This is a genomic window from Rhodoplanes elegans (genome assembly GCF_016653355.1).
GTDB lineage: Bacteria > Pseudomonadota > Alphaproteobacteria > Rhizobiales > Xanthobacteraceae > Rhodoplanes > Rhodoplanes elegans.
Genome location: NZ_NHSK01000106.1, coordinates 42,599 through 57,346, shown reverse-complemented (window position 1 = coordinate 57,346; position 14,748 = coordinate 42,599). Strand labels below are relative to the sequence as shown.

Here is a 14,748-nt window from a genome sequence, read left to right as displayed (position 1 = left end):
GATCGCACCGACCTCGCCCGCCTCGTCGGCGTCCGACGCCGGCAGCGGGTTGGCGGCGAGCCGCAGCCGGTGCTGGGTCGCGTCGGTCGGGATCGTCGAGAGCTGGAGCAGCGACCGGCTGACGGTCGGCACCTCGCCGATCCGCGTCACCGCCTCCGGATAGGCGACGAGACCGCGCGCCGCGACCATCAGCACGACGATCACGACCGCGGTGGCGACCAGCATCAAACGAAACGTCGGAAGCATGACGACCCCGCCCACCGCCGTCCTGGCGCACCCTGTCCGCCCGTGTCGGTCGCGGATCGATTCGCGCAAGGCTAGCAGAACTGGATTTCCCCGTGAATCGTCTCCGGCGTGATCGCCGGGCGCGAGCCGGCGCCGCGCCGACTCGATTCTAGGCAGTCGATGACCACCCGGCGGGCGTGACTCGTTGCACGGCAGTTTGGTCGGGCGGCGGGCAAGAGATACCACCGTTACGACCCGATCGGCCGCACGAACCGCTCCGTCCCGGCGGGCGGAGGAGTGGTCGTCGCCGCGGGCGTGCGGTGCCGAGGCACCACGGCGCCCGTTGTTCTCGGCGCCCACCACTGGTACGGTCCGCAGCCCTCAGGCCGCGCCGGATCTCCGGCCCCGGGCCCGTAGCTCAATGGTCAGAGCCGGCGGCTCATAACCGCTTGGTTGCAGGTTCGAGTCCTGCCGGGCCCACCACCCAGCCGAATAGAACCACCGGACACGCCGGCCACACCCGAAAACCCCCGTGTTCTGCGGACTTCCTGGGCTCCGTTCGGAGGAACCCACGGTCTCTGGTGCCCGGTTCGCGACGGTTCCGGCCCTTTCGGGAGGTCCGTCTCTGGGCTTTCCAAACCCGTTCCCGGCGGGCGAGCGCGACCCACGTCGGAGACCGTTTCGAACAGACGTCGAGACCGGTTCGTCGGGCGCGTCGCGTTACCCGGGCAGCCCGAGCATGTGGCGCTGGCGCGACCACTCGGCGGGCGGATCGGAGAGCCGCGCCACCCCGATGCCACGCGGCAGCCGGCCGGCGACGGCGGCCTCGACCAGATCCGGGGCCAGGAAGGCGAGCGAGATGATCTTGTTCACGTGGCGCACGCTGCAGCCCTCGCGGACCGCGATCGCGTCGGCGGTGTCGACGCCGCCCCTGACGATCTCGGCGAGCCAATGTCGACCGCGGGCGATCGCCGCCACGAGGGTCGCGCGCGTCTCGGCGCGGATGGGTCGATCGTCGGCACCGGCCGCACCGGTCGGAAGCAGGATCTCGCGGCGGCGGCGCGACGACGCCTTCCGCCACGGCACCCAGATGGTCTCCGGATCGGGCCGGTCACCGTCCGCCTGATCCTGACCGGCATCGTCATGCCCATCCGATGCACGGTTCGGTCGAGGCCCACCGACCGTCACGGCGAGCCCGTCGGCACGAACCTCCACACGCGCGACCGCCGTCGTGATCAGATGCCGATCGTCGACGGACGTCATGTCGCCGACACCGTGCTCGCGAAGGGTCGCCGCCACGACGGCCTCGATCTCGGCGGCCGGGACGCGCGCGACGACACCGGCCTCCTCCGCCCTCCCGTGCAGCAGGGCGCACGAGACGTAGTAGCGATAGCCGACCCCATGCCGCCGGCCGGTGCTCGGCGTCATCCTATTGCCTCGACTGTCGAAGATGCGGCCCGTGAGCGGCGCCTGCGAGCGCCCGCGTCGGGATGAGCTGCCATTGCGCTGGGCGTCCAGTCTCGCCTGCACGGCATCGAACAGGTCCCGGCCGACGATGGCCGCCTGCTCTCCGGGCAGGACCTCGCCCTTGAACGCCAACTCCCCGATGTAGAACCGGTTGCGAAGCAGGTGAAGCAGCGGCCCCCGTGTGAACGGGATTCCGCCGATCGTCCGGCCGGTCGAGAGGACGCGGTGCTTCGTCACGATCCCGCGTGACCGCAGGTCGACCATCAGCGCATTCAGGCTGCCGCACTCCAAGTACCGACGGAAGATGGTGCGGACGTGCTCGGCCTCGGCGTCCACCACCTCGATCTTCCGGCCCTTGCTGGTGTAGCCGAGCGGGACCATGCCGCCGACCCACAGCCCCTTGCGTTTGGAGGCCGCGATCTTGTCGCGGATCCGCTCCGCCGTGACCTCGCGCTCGAACTGGGCGAAGGACAGGAGGACGTTCAGGGTGAGTCGCCCCATCGAGGTCGTCGTGTTGAACTGCTGGGTGACCGAGACGAACGACACGCCGTGGGCATCGAACAGCTCGACCAGCTTGGCGAAGTCGGCAAGCGAGCGGGTCAGCCGATCCACCTTGTACACGACCACGATGTCGATCTTGCGGGCCGCCACGTCGGCGAGCAGCGCCTGCAACGCGGGCCGCTCCATCGAGCCGCCCGAAAAGCCGCCGTCGTCGTAGCGTGCTCGGACGAGAGTCCAACCGGCATGAGCCTGGCTGCGGATATAGGCCTGCGCCGCGTCGTACTGCGCATCGAGCGAGTTGAAGTCCTGCTCCAGACCGTGATCGGTCGAGACCCGGGTGTAGATGGCGCAGCGAACCGCCTTCGGCTTGGACATGGGCTTCGACATCGTCTTGCTCACGACGAGGCGGCCGCGCCGCGCAGGCCGAAGAACCGCGGCCCGTTCCACCGGGTGCCCGTGATCGCGAAGGCGACGCCGGACAGGCTGTGATAGGTCGTCCCGTTCCAGGCGAAGCCGGCGTCGAGCACCGTCACCCGCTCCAGCGCCCCGTTCCACTCCCGCACCAGAATGGTGCCGGGTCGCAACGTCCTGTCGCGCCGCTGCGGCCCGTCCGTCGCGCCCCCCGGCGTTCCTGCAGATGTGGCACCGGCGCGCCCGAGGAGACGCTCGGTCCCGCGGTCGAGGTCCCCGAAGGCTTCGGCCTGCAGTCGATAGGCCAGGATGCGGAACAGCAGATGGCGCGGCAGATGGGGCGGCGGCCGCCGCCCGGTCGTCGAGTGCCACCGCGCCCGCAGGCCGTCGAGATCGAGACCGCGAAGATGCACGATCTCGGTCTCGATGCTGATTCGATCGATCGAGCGGGCCACCATGGCTAGGCGGTACCCTGCTCGCGCGATGCCGCGTTCGGCACGGCTGCGCCATCGCATACGATGCGATAGACCCGGCCGTGCTCGCCCTTGTCCGAGGCCAGCGTCAGCCCGAGCGACTTGCGCACCACTGCCGAGAGGAACCCGCGCACCGAATGCGGCTGCCAGCCGGTCGTCTCGATGATCGCGGCGATGGTCGCGCCCTCCGGTCGGGCCAGCATCGTGATCACGTGAGCCTGCTTCGAGTCCGCCCGGCTGCGACGAGGAGCCGGAACCCGATGTGCTTGGGCAGCTCCGGTCCGCGGCGTCTCACGTTCGACGGGACTGCTCGGCTCGGCCGGGGCCTTTCGTGGCTCGGCACGTGAGCGGACCGCCTGCGCACGGCTACGGCCTCGGGCGGTCTTGTCGCGGTCTCCGCGCTCTGTAGCTGGGGCGCCTCGGCGGGGCCCGGGACCAGCTTTCTTATGAGATGCGGTCCCACTTCGTTGCGGCTCGTCTTCGACCCAGATGGCCTTCAGGCCGCGCCGGGTGATGCGCAACGCGAGCGGTCCCTTCGCCTCGTCGCGACGCCAGATCGGGAGCGTGCCGCGCGCCCGGATTTCCTCGAGAAGCCCTGCATCCAGGAGCTTTGCGGCGGTCTTCTGCATGGCCGCCCGCTTCGCGGGCGAGGGAGGCGCCACGCCGAGGTCGGTACGCCGGGCGGCCGTGGACAATAAGACGAGCTGGGAGTCGGTGAGCTTGCCGTCGCGGTCCGCAAATCGAGTGGCTGGGGCGGCGGGAACCCCAGCCGCTTTTCGCGGGCACCACCGCCGTCATGGTGTGTCCCGGGCCTGCGGGATCGTCATCGGCGTCCACTGGCCGGCGCCCATGCGCGCAGCCTGTGACCGCGCCGACCTGTCCATGAAGGATGCATGGGGCGAGGAGCACGCCGCGAACGACGTGCCTCCTCTCCAGCGTGCCGTCACTTCGTGAGCGCCTTCGCGGCGTCCTCGATCTGATCAGATGCGCTGGCGAGCCGCACCCGCAGCGACGCATTCAGCGCATGGCCGTCCGCGGTAGCCTGAAAAACTACGGCAATGGTGGCCCGAACCTCGGCCTCGACACTGGGCTGCTTCCAGTCGCTCAGGAAACCCCTTCGAATTACCGTCAACATCGGGCAGCGCCCGATCGTCGAAACCGCTGCTGATGGTCGGAGGCAATGTGAGGAAGGTCACGGTCCGGAGGTCCGGCACAAGGCATCAATACGAACATGCTTCGACATGAAGCCCAACCCCTCGGAGGCTCCGATGACCCGTGCCGTGCTCGCTTTCGCCGCCGCCGCCCTGGTGCTGACCACTGTCGCCGATTCGGCCGACGCCCGCCCACAGCGTTTCAAGGTCTTCGATCAGGAGACCGGCAAGACCCTCCACGATGACGGGAAGCTCGACGGCAAGGCGTGCGTCTTCGGCAAGGACACGCGGTTCAATCCGGCTACTGGCAAGATCATCGTGGTCCCGGCCATGAAGTGCAACTTCAAGTCGTTCTGACACCTCCACAGGCGGCGAGCGCTCCCCGTCCGGGATCGAGGCATTGGCATCAGAACGATGATGAGCGGCGTGGTGGTTCGATTTCGACCGCCACGCCGTCGATCAAGATGCTCCAACCAATGAGCCTCCGGCTCGTGTTGCCGATGCATCCCGGGCCAGAAAGGCGCGGGTAATGCCCGGCAGGTTCTCGTCCAACCAGGCAGCCAGTTCCTGCTCTTCCGTGAGAATCTGCTGGCAGACCTCCTTGCTCCTTGCGAGATCGCCGACGCTCTCCGCCGCAGCGACGAGCGCTTTGTAGATCGCGATTTCCATCTACTCGAAGGCGAAGCTGGCGACCGATGCCTTAACCACCCGTCGCTCGTCAACACACCGGTGAGCGCCTGACCGAGACCGAGAACCCGAGCGGTCGTGTCCGTGAAGGTGGATGTGCTGCCCGCTTGCCGTTCGATGCAGCTGCGCAGGCGATCCGCCTGGCTCCTCGTCTGCTCCAGATGCGTCTCGATCTTCGAGCGCAGTTCTGAACATCCTGGACGCCGATCTCCTTCATGATCTGCTCGCGTCGCCGCCACCGGAAGCCCGGCAGCGCTCGCGCCGCCGCGGATTCGGCGCGCCGGCGATCTTGCCGTAGGTCGACGGCCCGTGCCACTTTCCCATAGTCAAAAATCCGAATCGCCGGAGCGCCTCGCCCTGCCGAACGGCCGACGGTGGGGGGCGCGACTCGGGATCACCCATGGGAGGACCGTCATGATCGACACGTCGTTCAGCCGACGCCGGCTGTTGCTGGGGGCATCCGCATTGGGCGGCGCGGCCCTGATGCCGCGCCGGCTCCTGGCGCAACAGCCGTCGCGGTCGGCGAGTGCCCCGCCCGCGCCGCTGCCACCCCGAGGCGAGGTCGTGATCCGCGGCGCCACCGTCCTGACCATGGACCCGGCCGTGCCGGATCTCGCCGCCGGCGACGTCCACGTGCGCGACGGCGCCATCGTGGCGGTCGCCGAAAGGATCGACGCGCCGGCCGCCCAGGTGATCGACGGCACCGGCACGATCTGCCTCCCGGGCTTCATCGACACCCACTTCCATCTGTGGAACAGCATGTTCCGGCTGTTCGTCCGGGCCGACGTCCCGGCCCTCGGCTACTTCCCGGTGACGGCGCGCCTCGGTCCGCTGATGGCGCCAGAGGATGCCTATCGATCGGCCCGGCTCGGCGCCGCCGAGGCGCTCGCCGCCGGCGTCACCACGGTCCACAACTGGGCGCACAACACCCGCAGTCCCGACCACGCCGACGCCGAGCTCTCCGCGATGCGTGACGTCGGCATCCGGGGCCGACTGGCCTACGGGACCCCGGTCGGCCTTGCGGACGACGCGCCGATGGACTTCGCCGGCCTCGCGCGTGTGAAGAAGGACTGGATGCCGGACCCGGCGGGCTTGCTCACGCTCGGCATCTGCTCGCGCAATCTCGGCGCCATGACCATCGGCGGCTCCGCCGCCACCGCGTCGCGCGGCATCCTGACCATCGAGAACATCAAGCGTGACTGGGACGGCGCCCGTGCGCTCGGCGTCCCGATCACCATGCACACGTCCGGTGCGAGCCCGATCACCGAGCTGGAGAAGGCCGGCCTGCTCGGCCCCGACGTGCAGCTCGTCCACCCGCTGCTGACCACGCCGGAGGAGCGCGCCATCCTGAAGGAGCGCGGCGTGAGCTACTCGATGTCGCCACAGCTCGAGGCCCGCCGCGCCTCGCAGCTCGGCGTCATCCAGCTCGGCGAGCTCCTGGAGGCGGGCGTCAAGGTGAGCCTGTCGACCGACCATGTCGCCTCGGCGAGCGTCGATCCGTTCGCGTCCATGCGCCTGCTGTTCGCCCTCCACCAGCATCGCATCGGCGCCAAGGTCCCGCTCACCCTGAAACGTCTGTTGCAGCTCGCCACCATCGACGGCGCCGTCGATCTCGGCATCGCCGACCGGACCGGCTCCATCACACCCGGCAAGCGCGCCGACCTGGTGCTGATCCGCGTCGGCGACCCGAATTTGGCGCCGATGAGCGATCCCTACGAGACGGTCGTCGCACGCGCGTTGCCGACCAATGTCGATACCGTGATGGTCGACGGCCGCATCCTGCGCCGAGCCGGCGCCTACACGGCGCTGGATCACGGTAAGGTCGTCACCGAGGCACGCGACGCGGCCCTGGGCCTGCGCGAGAAAGCCAAGTGGCCGACGTGAGCCGCAGGCCGTTGATTTCCTTCGATCTGTTCGAAGCGCCTGGAGCAGACCCGGATGACGGCTCAGGACGGGGTCGGCCCAATCCGACTCGTGTATCCGACACTCGACGAAACTCGCACCGATCCTACATCGGGGTTGCGAACCGGAAGAACGATCTCGAAAACCGAGCCGCCGGTGCTCGATCTACGATATTGCGCTTGTCCCCCATGCGCTTCGGCGATCGCGCGGACCACCGACAAGCCGAGGCCGGACCCGCCGAATTGTCGGGAACGGGACGGTTCGGCTCGTGCGAACGCATCGAACGCTCGCGCGGCGAATTCGACGCTCAACCCCGGCCCCTCGTCCTCGACGGACAGCACGACGGCCGCGTCCTCCGGATGCAGCACGACCTCGAGTCGCCCGGGCCTCGCGTAGCGGCGCGCGTTCTCCAGAAGCGCGAGCAGCGCCTGCCGGATCCGCACGCCGTCGCACGACAGCGTCACTGGCGAGGTCGTCAGCTGGACGGAGAACCCTGCATCGATCAAGGCCGGGCGCATCGCATCGACCGCCTGCGACACTTCCGCCACGAGATCCACCGGCTCGATACGCACGTCCAGGCGCAGGGTGTCCGAGAGGGTCACGATCCGCAGATCATCGACGAGACGCGACAGGCTCTCCACCTGGGCCAGCAAGCTCCTGAACAGCTCGTCGCTCGGTTCGAACACGCCATCGGTGAGGCCCTGCAGGCGGCCGCGCAGGATCGTCAGCGGCGTACGGAGCTCGTGCGCGATCGTAGCGTTCCACGACGTCATCGATTTCGCCACGTCCTGCAGCCGTTGAGCCATCACATTGAAGTCGTCGACCAGCTGGGCGGTCTCGCCGAGCGAGCGATCGCCGGCCACCGCCCGCGCGGTCAGATCGCCGGCCGCGATCTTGCGCGCGCCTTCGGCCAGCGAGTTGAGCGGTGCAAGAATTCGCCGCGTCAGCCGAAGCGCAGCGTGGATCGCGATGGCGAGGCCGAGCAAGAGGAAAACCGCGATCAGCACGAAGTCGGGTGCTTCCGGCAACAGCGACGGCGGGCCCGGAGGCGGTGGGAACCAGGTGAGATAGATGCCGTAGAAAATGAACGTGCCGACGAAAGCCATCAGCACCGCGATGGCGGCGACGATGCTCATCGACAGCGTGATCTGTCGGCTGAGGCGATCGCGTCTCATGCAGTCGTCAGCCGATAGCCGATCCCGCGCACCACCGACATCATGCCCGTCGCGCCGGCCTGGTCGAGCTTGCGGCGCAGATTGCTGACGTGACTGTCAACCGTCCGCTCCAGCGCATCGCCGCCCGGGAGGCAGGCGTCGATCAGCTCGTGCCGCCCGAAGGCCCGCATCGGTGCCTTTGCCATGTGCGCCAGCAGTCGGAACTCCGTCAGGGTCAATTGCAGCGGCACCGAGACGTCATCGCCGTGCACCTTCGCCAGATGGCTCTCGAGGTCGACCTCGAGCTTGCCGATGCGAAGAATCGCTCGACTGGCCGCGTGCCCCGACCGTCGCAGAACTGCCTTGGCGCGGGCGACGATCTCGAGCGGGTTGAACGGCTTGACCACATAGTCGTCGGCACCGAGACGTAGCCCTTGCAGGCGATCGAGATCCTGATCGAGCGCCGTGATCATGATGATCGGCGTTTCGCCCCGACGACGCAATTCGGCGAGGACGTCCCAGCCGTCGATCTTGGGCATCTTCACATCGAGAAGAACGAGATTCGGTTTCAGGATCGCGTGCTGATCGAGTGCAGTCTGGCCATCGGCCGCATTCACGGTGCGGAATCCCTCACGTACCAGATAGGCGTCGAGTATCTTTGCGATTTCCGGCTCATCTTCAGCGATGAGAATGAGTTCGTTCATGTTTCGTCGTCCATCAGAACCGCCCCGATCCTCGCAAGCTTCCGGATCGGCAGAGCCTGGAGCGCATCCCGTTCGATCGTCCACGACCGGTTGCATGCGTAGGGAACATCGTCATCGTGCGAGTGGCCGGTCATGGCGCCAGCCAGGTTCCTCGTTCAAATCGTAGGCACGGCCGCGATCATAGTGGTACGACCGAAAGACAACCTGTAGTCAAGCCGCCGGTTGGGCCAGCAGCATCCCGAGAACGTGGCATGCCAGCCGCGGGCCGCATTGCCAGTCCGCTCGGATCACATCCGGCGCGTGCAGCCCATGGTCAGATGGCATCGTTACCGCATTGCCATTCCACAGGGTCAGCGCGCTCATCAGCACTGCAGCATTCAGAAGCAGCTTTCCCATCGGATCACAGAGGTCCTCACACGTCGCGATCGGCTACCTGTCTCGTCTTAGCGCAGATCGCGTCCAAATTCCCAAGGCGGGGACGCCTCGCCGGGCCCGCCACCCAGTTTCCGGAGCCTGTTGTAAAGTATTGAATTGTCATACGATCCAGCGACCGACGAGGCGTTTCGGGCGGCTGCCGGGGGGCCGTCTCCATCAAATCTGCACAAAGCCTCCACACGCGGCCAATGCGCTGCGGATAAGCCTCACGTCATCGCATCGCCCGACGCTCCGGCTGGGTGTCCCCCGTCGCACTGCCTCGAGACTGAAAACGCGTGTCGTCCCATTCAACGGTTGTCGCGATCGCGGCTCTCGCGTGTGTCGTGGCGCTTGCCGGCTGCGAGCCTCGGCCGAGCGATCGCAGTAGCGATTCCGCTGACGTCGTTCGTCCGGAGGTCGGCGTCGTGACGCTGCGCTCGCAGGCGGTGGTGATGACGGCGGAGCTTCCCGGCCGCGTCGTCGCCTCCCAGACGGCCGAGGTCCGCCCTCAAGTCTCGGGCATCGTTCAGCAGCGTCTGTTCGAGGAGGGCAGCGAGGTCGCCGAGGGCGCGTCGCTCTATCAGATCGACCCCGCGCCCTACAAGGCAGCCTATGACAGCGCTGTCGCCGCCTTGCAGAAGGCGGAGGCCACCGTGCCCAGCGCGCAGGCGAAGGCCGAGCGCTATCAGGGCCTCGTCAAGCAGAGCGCCGTCAGCAAGCAGGATTTCGACGATGCGGTCGCTGCGCTCGCGCACGCGAAGGCGGAGGTGGCCACTGCCAAGGCTTCCGTCGAGACAGCCAGGATCAATCTCGACTACACGACCATCAAGGCGCCGATCGGCGGCCGGACCGACCGCTCGTCCTTGACGCCCGGCGCGCTGGTCACGGCCGGCCAGACCGGATTGCTGACCACGATCCGTACGCTCGATCCGATCTTCGTCGACGTCATTCAGTCCAGCACCAACCTGCTGAACCTGCGGCAGGCGATCGATTCCGGGCGCCTGAAAGTGAGCGGCTCGCATGTCGCGGTGAAGCTCAAGCTGGAAAACGGCACGATCTATCCGCTGGCCGGCAAGCTCGGGTTCTCCGAGGCCAATGTCAGCACCAGCACCGGGACGGTGACGTTGCGAGCCGTGTTTCCCAATCCGCAGCGACTGCTGCTGCCGGGCATGTATGTACGCGCCATCGTCGAAGAAGGCGTGGCGCCGGACAGCTTCCTGGTGCCGCAGCGCGCCGTCACCCGGAACACGAAGGGGGAGGCGATCGCGATGTTCCTCGACCAGGACGGCAAGGCCGAGGAGCGCGTTCTGTCCGTGATCCGCAGCGTTGGCAACAACTGGCTGATCGGGGCCGGCGTTCGCGACGGCGATCGGGTGATCGTCGAAGGCACGCAGCATGTGCGTCCCGGGCAGACGGCCACCGGCGCCGAAGTCGTGGTCGACGACAAGACCGGCGAGGTGCTCGGACGGCTGCCGCCGCAGCGACGCGCCGCCCGTCCGGGAGCGGAGCCATGATCTCCGCGTTCTTCATCAAGAGGCCGATCTTCGCCTGGGTGATCGCGATCGTGATCATGCTCGGCGGGCTGCTGGCGCTGATCATGCTGCCGGTGTCGCAGTATCCCGAGATCGCGCCGCCGACGATCCAGATCAGCGCGAGCTATCCGGGCGCTGACGCGCAGACGGTCGAGAGCTCGGTGACCAAGGTCATCGAGCAAGGCATGACCGGCCTCGACAACCTTGACTACATGACGGCGTCGTCGACCTCGAGCGGCCAGGCCGAGATCACGATCACCTTCACGAACAGGGCCAATCCGGATGTCGCGCAGATGCAGGTGCAGAACAAGCTGCAGCTCGTCACCGCGCTGCTGCCGTCGATCGTCCAGACCACCGGACTCTCGGTCACCAAATCGACCAACGGCTTTCTGATGATCGTCGGCTTCGTCTCGACCGACGGCAAGTCGAGCGAGACCGACATCGCCGACTATGTGAAGAGCTCGCTCAACGACGCGCTCAAGCGCGTCGACGGGGTCGGCAACACGCAATTGTTCGGCGGCGGCTACGCGATGCGGATCTGGCTCGATCCGGAAAAGCTGCTGAAATACGCGCTGACGCCGGCCGATATCGCGGCGGCGATTCAGGCCCAGAACACCCAGGTGTCGGCCGGTCAGCTCGGCGGCCTGCCGGCGCGCAAGGGGCAGCAGCTCAACGCGACCGTCACCGCGCAGGGCCGGCTGCAGACACCGGCGCAGTTCCGCGCCATCGTCGTCAAGAGCGACGCCGACGGGTCGATGGTCCGCATCAACGATGTCGCCACCGTCGAGCTCGGCGCGGAGGACTACACGAGCTCGTCGACCTACAACGGCCTGCCGGCGACCGGATTGGCCATCAATCTCGCAACCGGCGCCAACGCGATCCGGACGGCCGCCGCCGTCAAGGAGACCATCGACCGGCTCGCGCCGACATTGCCGCGAGGGCTGAAAGTCGTCTATCCTTACGACACCACGCCCTTCGTCGAGATCTCCATCAGCGACGTCACCCGCACCCTGGTCGAGGCGATCGTCCTCGTCTTCGTCGTGATGCTGGTGTTCCTGCAGAACTTCCGCGCCACGCTGATTCCGACGCTGGCGGTGCCGGTCGTGCTGCTCGGAACCTTCGGCGTGCTCGCGCTGGCCGGCTATTCGATCAACACGCTCACCATGTTCGCCATGGTGCTGGCGATCGGCCTTCTGGTCGACGACGCGATCGTGGTCGTCGAGAACGTCGAACGCGTCATGCATGACGAGGGGTTGTCGCCGCGCGAGGCCACGCTCCGATCGATGACGGAGATCACCGGCGCGCTGATCGGCATCACCACGGTGTTGTCGGCGGTGTTCGTGCCGATGGCGTTCTTCGGCGGTTCGGTCGGGGTGATCTACCGGCAGTTTGCGGTGACGATCGTCTCCGCGATGGTGCTGTCGATGATCGTCGCGCTGGTGTTGACCCCGGCCTTGTGCGCGACGGTTCTTCGGCCGCCGAGGCCGCACGACGAGAAGATCGGCCCCTTCCGATGGTTCGACCGTGCGCTGGACCGCGGCACGCGCGCGTATCACGCCGGCACGCGCGCCATGCTGCGGCGCCCACCGTACGGGCTCGCCGCCTTCGTGCTCGTCATCGTCGCCGCCGGCGCGCTGTTCATTCGCCTGCCGACTTCGTTCCTACCGGAAGAGGACCAAGGCCTGCTGATGGTGTCAGTGCAGTTGCCGGTCGGCGCCACCACGGACCGCACGGAGCGCGTGCTCGACAAGGTCACCCGCCATTTCCTCGATCACGAGACCAAGGCGGTGGATGGCCTCATGACGGTGACGGGCTTTTCGTTCTCCGGGTCCGGCCAGAATGTCGGCATGGCCTTCGTGCGTCTGAGGGACTTCGCCGAACGCAAAGACGCCCACCTGTCCGCCAGAGCCGTGGCCGAACGGACCATGGCGGTGTTCGCCGGCATTCGCGACGCAAAGGTGTTCGCGCTGGCGCCGCCGGCGATCGAAGGGCTCGGAACCAGCAACGGTTTCGATTTCTATCTGAAGGACATCAACGGCGCCGGGCACGACAAGCTGATGGCCGTACGCGATCAGCTGCTCGGCGCCGCCGGTCGGAGCCGGCTCCTGAGCGGGACCCGGCCCAATGGGCAGGACGATACGCCGCAATTTTCGATCGACATCGATCAGGAGAAGGCGAGCGCTCTCGGGCTCAATCTCGCCGACGTCAATTCGACGCTGTCGATCGCGTGGGGCAGCAGCTACGTCAACGACTTCATCGACCGTGGTCGCGTCAAGCGGGTCTATCTGCAGTCGGCGCCGGACTTCCGGATGCAGCCGGAGGATCTGAATCTCTGGTATGTCCGCAACAGCTCGGGCACGATGGTCCCGTTCTCGGCCTTCGCATCCGGCCGCTGGACCTTCGGCTCGCCGCGGCTCGAGCGCTACAACGGGGCAGCCGCGGTCCAGATCCAGGGCGACGCTGCGCCGTCCGTCAGCTCCGGTGCCGCGATGGCGGAGATCGATCGCCTCGTCGCCGGGCTGCCGGCCGGCTTCGGGCACGAATGGACCGCGCTGTCGCGGCAGGAACAGCTCTCTGGCAGCCAGGCGACGTCGCTGTACGCGATCTCCATCCTCGTGGTGTTCCTGTGTCTGGCGGCGCTCTACGAGAGCTGGTCGATCCCGTTCGCCGTGATGCTGTCGGTGCCGGTCGGCGTGTTCGGCGCGCTGGGAGCCGCGCTGATGTTCGGTCAGACCAACGACGTGTACTTCAAGGTCGGTCTCCTGACGACGATCGGTCTCGCGGCCAAGAACGCCATCCTGATCATCGAGTTCGCCATCGCGCGGCAGCAGGCGGGGCTGGGATTGTATCGCGCCACCTTGCTCGCCGCACGGCAACGGCTGCGGCCGATCCTGATGACGTCGTTCGCATTCATTCTCGGCGTCGCGCCGCTGGTCATGGCCAGCGGCGCCGGCTCGGCGGCGCAGAATTCGATCGGCATCGGCGTGATGGGCGGCATGCTGGCGTCGACCCTGCTGGGCATCTTCCTGGTGCCCCTGCTGTTCGTCGTGGTCCGGCGCGTCTTCAAGGGTCCATCCCGCGACGAGGTGTCCGCCAACGGCGCGCCGCCGCGCACCGCCGGCGCGCCGAGCGCGAGCGAGTTGTGAAAGGTCGATTCATGAGAACGCAGAGAGGGACGCCGGCGCGCCCATGGCTCGCGCGCTGCAGGCATTTCGGAGCGCACTGTTTCGCGATCGCGGCATTGGCGTCCGCGGCCGCGATGGTGAGCGGATGTGCCATCGAGATTCCGTTGAATGCACCGCAGGTGCGCCCGGCGGCTCCGCCCCCGCCGGCGCCTTCGAAACGTGCGGTCACGTCGACCTCGCTACGCTGACAGTCCTCGCAGCCGCGAGGCTGCGCGGCTGATCGACGTCAACACCTGCCTGCATCGACGGGCGCGATCCATCTCAGGATGTCGTGTTGCGAGCATGGCCATGGCCGAAAAGCAAATCGAGACCACAGGAGACGAAACGATGAAGCCTGACGACGGAGACGAGCGTGTCATTCTCAAGCCGGCGCAGGAAGCGGACCTGACCGAGTTCCGGATCGGGCTGCAGAACGCGTTCGCGGCCGGCTTCACGGCGGCATTCGGGACAGCGCCCGACGGACCGATCCCGTCGGACGAAGAGCTCGAGGGCTTCTTCCACGCCCCCGGCGCGGTCACGTATCACGTGCTGCTCGACGGGGTACGGGTCGGCGGAGTCGTGTTGACGATCGACTCCGTCACGCATCGCAATTCGCTGGACCTGTTCTTCGTCTCCCCCGATCAGCACGGTCGTGGCATCGGCTCCAGCGCGTGGCGCGCGGTCGAAAGGATGTATCCCGAGACGGTGGCGTGGGAAACGCACACGCCGTATTTCGAGAAGCGCAACATCCATTTCTATGTCAACAGATGCGGCTTCAAGATCGTCGAGTTCTACAACGCGCATCACCCGGACCCGCATCCGGAAGCGCGAGAGGGCGTCCCGGACGGGGAGTCGTTCCGGTTCGAAAAGATATGTTCTCACACGGCGGGTTGATTCACGGAAGCAGTTGATCGGTCCGTCACCCGCTCCACTGTTCCCGAGCCGACTCGCGCAAGCAGGATA

General features: G+C 67.2%; 14 protein-coding genes, 1 tRNA gene and 1 pseudogene. 6 read left to right on the top strand and 10 right to left on the bottom strand.

Translation table 11 applies throughout. The annotated features are described in order from the left end of the window. Positions 1–225, bottom strand: a 225-nt coding sequence (locus tag CCR97_RS14195) for a hypothetical protein (RefSeq protein WP_201159583.1), incomplete at its 3' end; no start/stop codon positions are given. 407 nt (positions 226–632) lie between these two features. Here CCR97_RS14195 and CCR97_RS14190 point away from each other — a divergent pair. Next, positions 633–708: transfer RNA gene (locus CCR97_RS14190), tRNA-Ile, on the top strand. 237 nt (positions 709–945) lie between these two features. On the opposite strand, the gene CCR97_RS14185 is transcribed toward CCR97_RS14190, so the two are convergent. From CCR97_RS14185 to CCR97_RS14170, 4 genes are all read right to left on the bottom strand, one after another. Beyond that, positions 946–2,568 carry a recombinase family protein gene (locus CCR97_RS14185; protein WP_111355147.1) on the bottom strand — a complete coding sequence of 541 codons (1,623 nt, stop codon included), beginning with the start codon at positions 2,566–2,568 and terminating at the stop codon, positions 946–948. 20 nt (positions 2,569–2,588) lie between these two features. Further along, positions 2,589–3,062 carry a DUF2924 domain-containing protein gene (locus CCR97_RS14180; protein WP_111355139.1) on the bottom strand — a complete coding sequence of 158 codons (474 nt, stop codon included), beginning with the start codon at positions 3,060–3,062 and terminating at the stop codon, positions 2,589–2,591. Between the two features lie 2 nt (positions 3,063–3,064). Continuing rightward, the gene (locus CCR97_RS32090) at positions 3,065–3,706 is read right to left on the bottom strand and encodes a DUF3489 domain-containing protein (protein ID WP_111355138.1); all 642 of its coding nucleotides are present in this window, start codon (positions 3,704–3,706) and stop codon (positions 3,065–3,067) included. Between the two features lie 314 nt (positions 3,707–4,020). Further along, the gene (locus CCR97_RS14170; protein WP_111355137.1) at positions 4,021–4,212 is read right to left on the bottom strand and encodes a hypothetical protein; all 192 of its coding nucleotides are present in this window, start codon (positions 4,210–4,212) and stop codon (positions 4,021–4,023) included. Between the two features lie 133 nt (positions 4,213–4,345). Here CCR97_RS14170 and CCR97_RS14165 point away from each other — a divergent pair, with 133 nt between their 5' ends. Further along, entirely contained in the window at positions 4,346–4,585 is a 240-nt protein-coding gene (locus CCR97_RS14165; protein ID WP_146618605.1) for a hypothetical protein, read from the top strand. Positions 4,586–4,687: 102 nt separating this feature from the next. Here the strand turns inward: CCR97_RS14165 and CCR97_RS32085 are convergent, their stop codons facing one another. Both CCR97_RS32085 and CCR97_RS32530 read right to left on the bottom strand, forming a co-directional pair. Continuing rightward, positions 4,688–4,897, bottom strand: coding sequence for a DUF892 family protein (locus CCR97_RS32085; protein ID WP_111355135.1), 210 nt, complete (start codon positions 4,895–4,897; stop codon positions 4,688–4,690). A 50-nt stretch (positions 4,898–4,947) separates the two neighbouring features. Further along, positions 4,948–5,154: pseudogene (locus CCR97_RS32530) on the bottom strand (DUF892 family protein); the annotation flags it as partial. A gap of 175 nt (positions 5,155–5,329) precedes the next feature. On the opposite strand from CCR97_RS32530, the gene CCR97_RS14150 reads away from it, so the two are divergent. After that, positions 5,330–6,799, top strand: a complete 1,470-nt coding sequence (locus CCR97_RS14150; protein ID WP_201159582.1) for an amidohydrolase family protein — start codon at positions 5,330–5,332, stop codon at positions 6,797–6,799. Positions 6,800–6,861: 62 nt separating this feature from the next. On the opposite strand, the gene CCR97_RS14145 is transcribed toward CCR97_RS14150, so the two are convergent. The 3 genes from CCR97_RS14145 to CCR97_RS14135 all read right to left on the bottom strand — a co-directional run bounded on the left by CCR97_RS14145 (position 6,862) and on the right by CCR97_RS14135 (position 9,071). Beyond that, positions 6,862–7,992 carry an ATP-binding protein gene (locus CCR97_RS14145; protein WP_111355134.1) on the bottom strand — a complete coding sequence of 377 codons (1,131 nt, stop codon included), beginning with the start codon at positions 7,990–7,992 and terminating at the stop codon, positions 6,862–6,864. Next, the gene (locus CCR97_RS14140; protein ID WP_111355133.1) at positions 7,989–8,675 is read right to left on the bottom strand and encodes a response regulator; all 687 of its coding nucleotides are present in this window, start codon (positions 8,673–8,675) and stop codon (positions 7,989–7,991) included. The genes CCR97_RS14145 and CCR97_RS14140 overlap by 4 nt, the downstream gene beginning before the upstream one ends. Before the next feature lie 210 nt (positions 8,676–8,885). Continuing rightward, positions 8,886–9,071, bottom strand: coding sequence for a hypothetical protein (locus CCR97_RS14135; RefSeq protein ID WP_244670455.1), 186 nt, complete (start codon positions 9,069–9,071; stop codon positions 8,886–8,888). A 314-nt stretch (positions 9,072–9,385) separates the two neighbouring features. On the opposite strand from CCR97_RS14135, the gene CCR97_RS14130 reads away from it, so the two are divergent. The 3 genes from CCR97_RS14130 (at position 9,386) to CCR97_RS14120 (ending at position 14,679) form a co-directional block, all read left to right on the top strand. Further along, positions 9,386–10,603, top strand: coding sequence for an efflux RND transporter periplasmic adaptor subunit (locus CCR97_RS14130; protein WP_111355132.1), 1,218 nt, complete (start codon positions 9,386–9,388; stop codon positions 10,601–10,603). Beyond that, complete coding sequence (locus CCR97_RS14125) at positions 10,600–13,767, top strand: efflux RND transporter permease subunit (RefSeq protein WP_244670454.1); 3,168 nt, start codon at positions 10,600–10,602, stop codon at positions 13,765–13,767. The genes CCR97_RS14130 and CCR97_RS14125 overlap by 4 nt, the downstream gene beginning before the upstream one ends. Positions 13,768–14,094: 327 nt before the next feature. Further along, a complete protein-coding gene (locus CCR97_RS14120) occupies positions 14,095–14,679 on the top strand; it encodes a GNAT family N-acetyltransferase (protein ID WP_338049081.1) in 585 nt (194 codons plus the stop codon). Positions 14,680–14,748: the final 69 nt, after the last annotated feature.

Coding starts and splice junctions, on each gene's coding strand:
- CCR97_RS14185 (WP_111355147.1), bottom strand. CDS start 2,568: ATGTCCAAGCCGAAGGCGGTTCGCTGCGCCATCTACACCCGGGTCTCG.
- CCR97_RS14180 (WP_111355139.1), bottom strand. CDS start 3,062: ATGGTGGCCCGCTCGATCGATCGAATCAGCATCGAGACCGAGATCGTG.
- CCR97_RS32090 (WP_111355138.1), bottom strand. CDS start 3,706: ATGCAGAAGACCGCCGCAAAGCTCCTGGATGCAGGGCTTCTCGAGGAA.
- CCR97_RS14170 (WP_111355137.1), bottom strand. CDS start 4,212: ATGTTGACGGTAATTCGAAGGGGTTTCCTGAGCGACTGGAAGCAGCCC.
- CCR97_RS14165 (WP_146618605.1), top strand. CDS start 4,346: ATGACCCGTGCCGTGCTCGCTTTCGCCGCCGCCGCCCTGGTGCTGACC.
- CCR97_RS32085 (WP_111355135.1), bottom strand. CDS start 4,897: ATGGAAATCGCGATCTACAAAGCGCTCGTCGCTGCGGCGGAGAGCGTC.
- CCR97_RS14150 (WP_201159582.1), top strand. CDS start 5,330: ATGATCGACACGTCGTTCAGCCGACGCCGGCTGTTGCTGGGGGCATCC.
- CCR97_RS14145 (WP_111355134.1), bottom strand. CDS start 7,992: ATGAGACGCGATCGCCTCAGCCGACAGATCACGCTGTCGATGAGCATC.
- CCR97_RS14140 (WP_111355133.1), bottom strand. CDS start 8,675: ATGAACGAACTCATTCTCATCGCTGAAGATGAGCCGGAAATCGCAAAG.
- CCR97_RS14135 (WP_244670455.1), bottom strand. CDS start 9,071: ATGGGAAAGCTGCTTCTGAATGCTGCAGTGCTGATGAGCGCGCTGACC.
- CCR97_RS14125 (WP_244670454.1), top strand. CDS start 10,600: ATGATCTCCGCGTTCTTCATCAAGAGGCCGATCTTCGCCTGGGTGATC.
- CCR97_RS14120 (WP_338049081.1), top strand. CDS start 14,095: ATGGCCGAAAAGCAAATCGAGACCACAGGAGACGAAACGATGAAGCCT.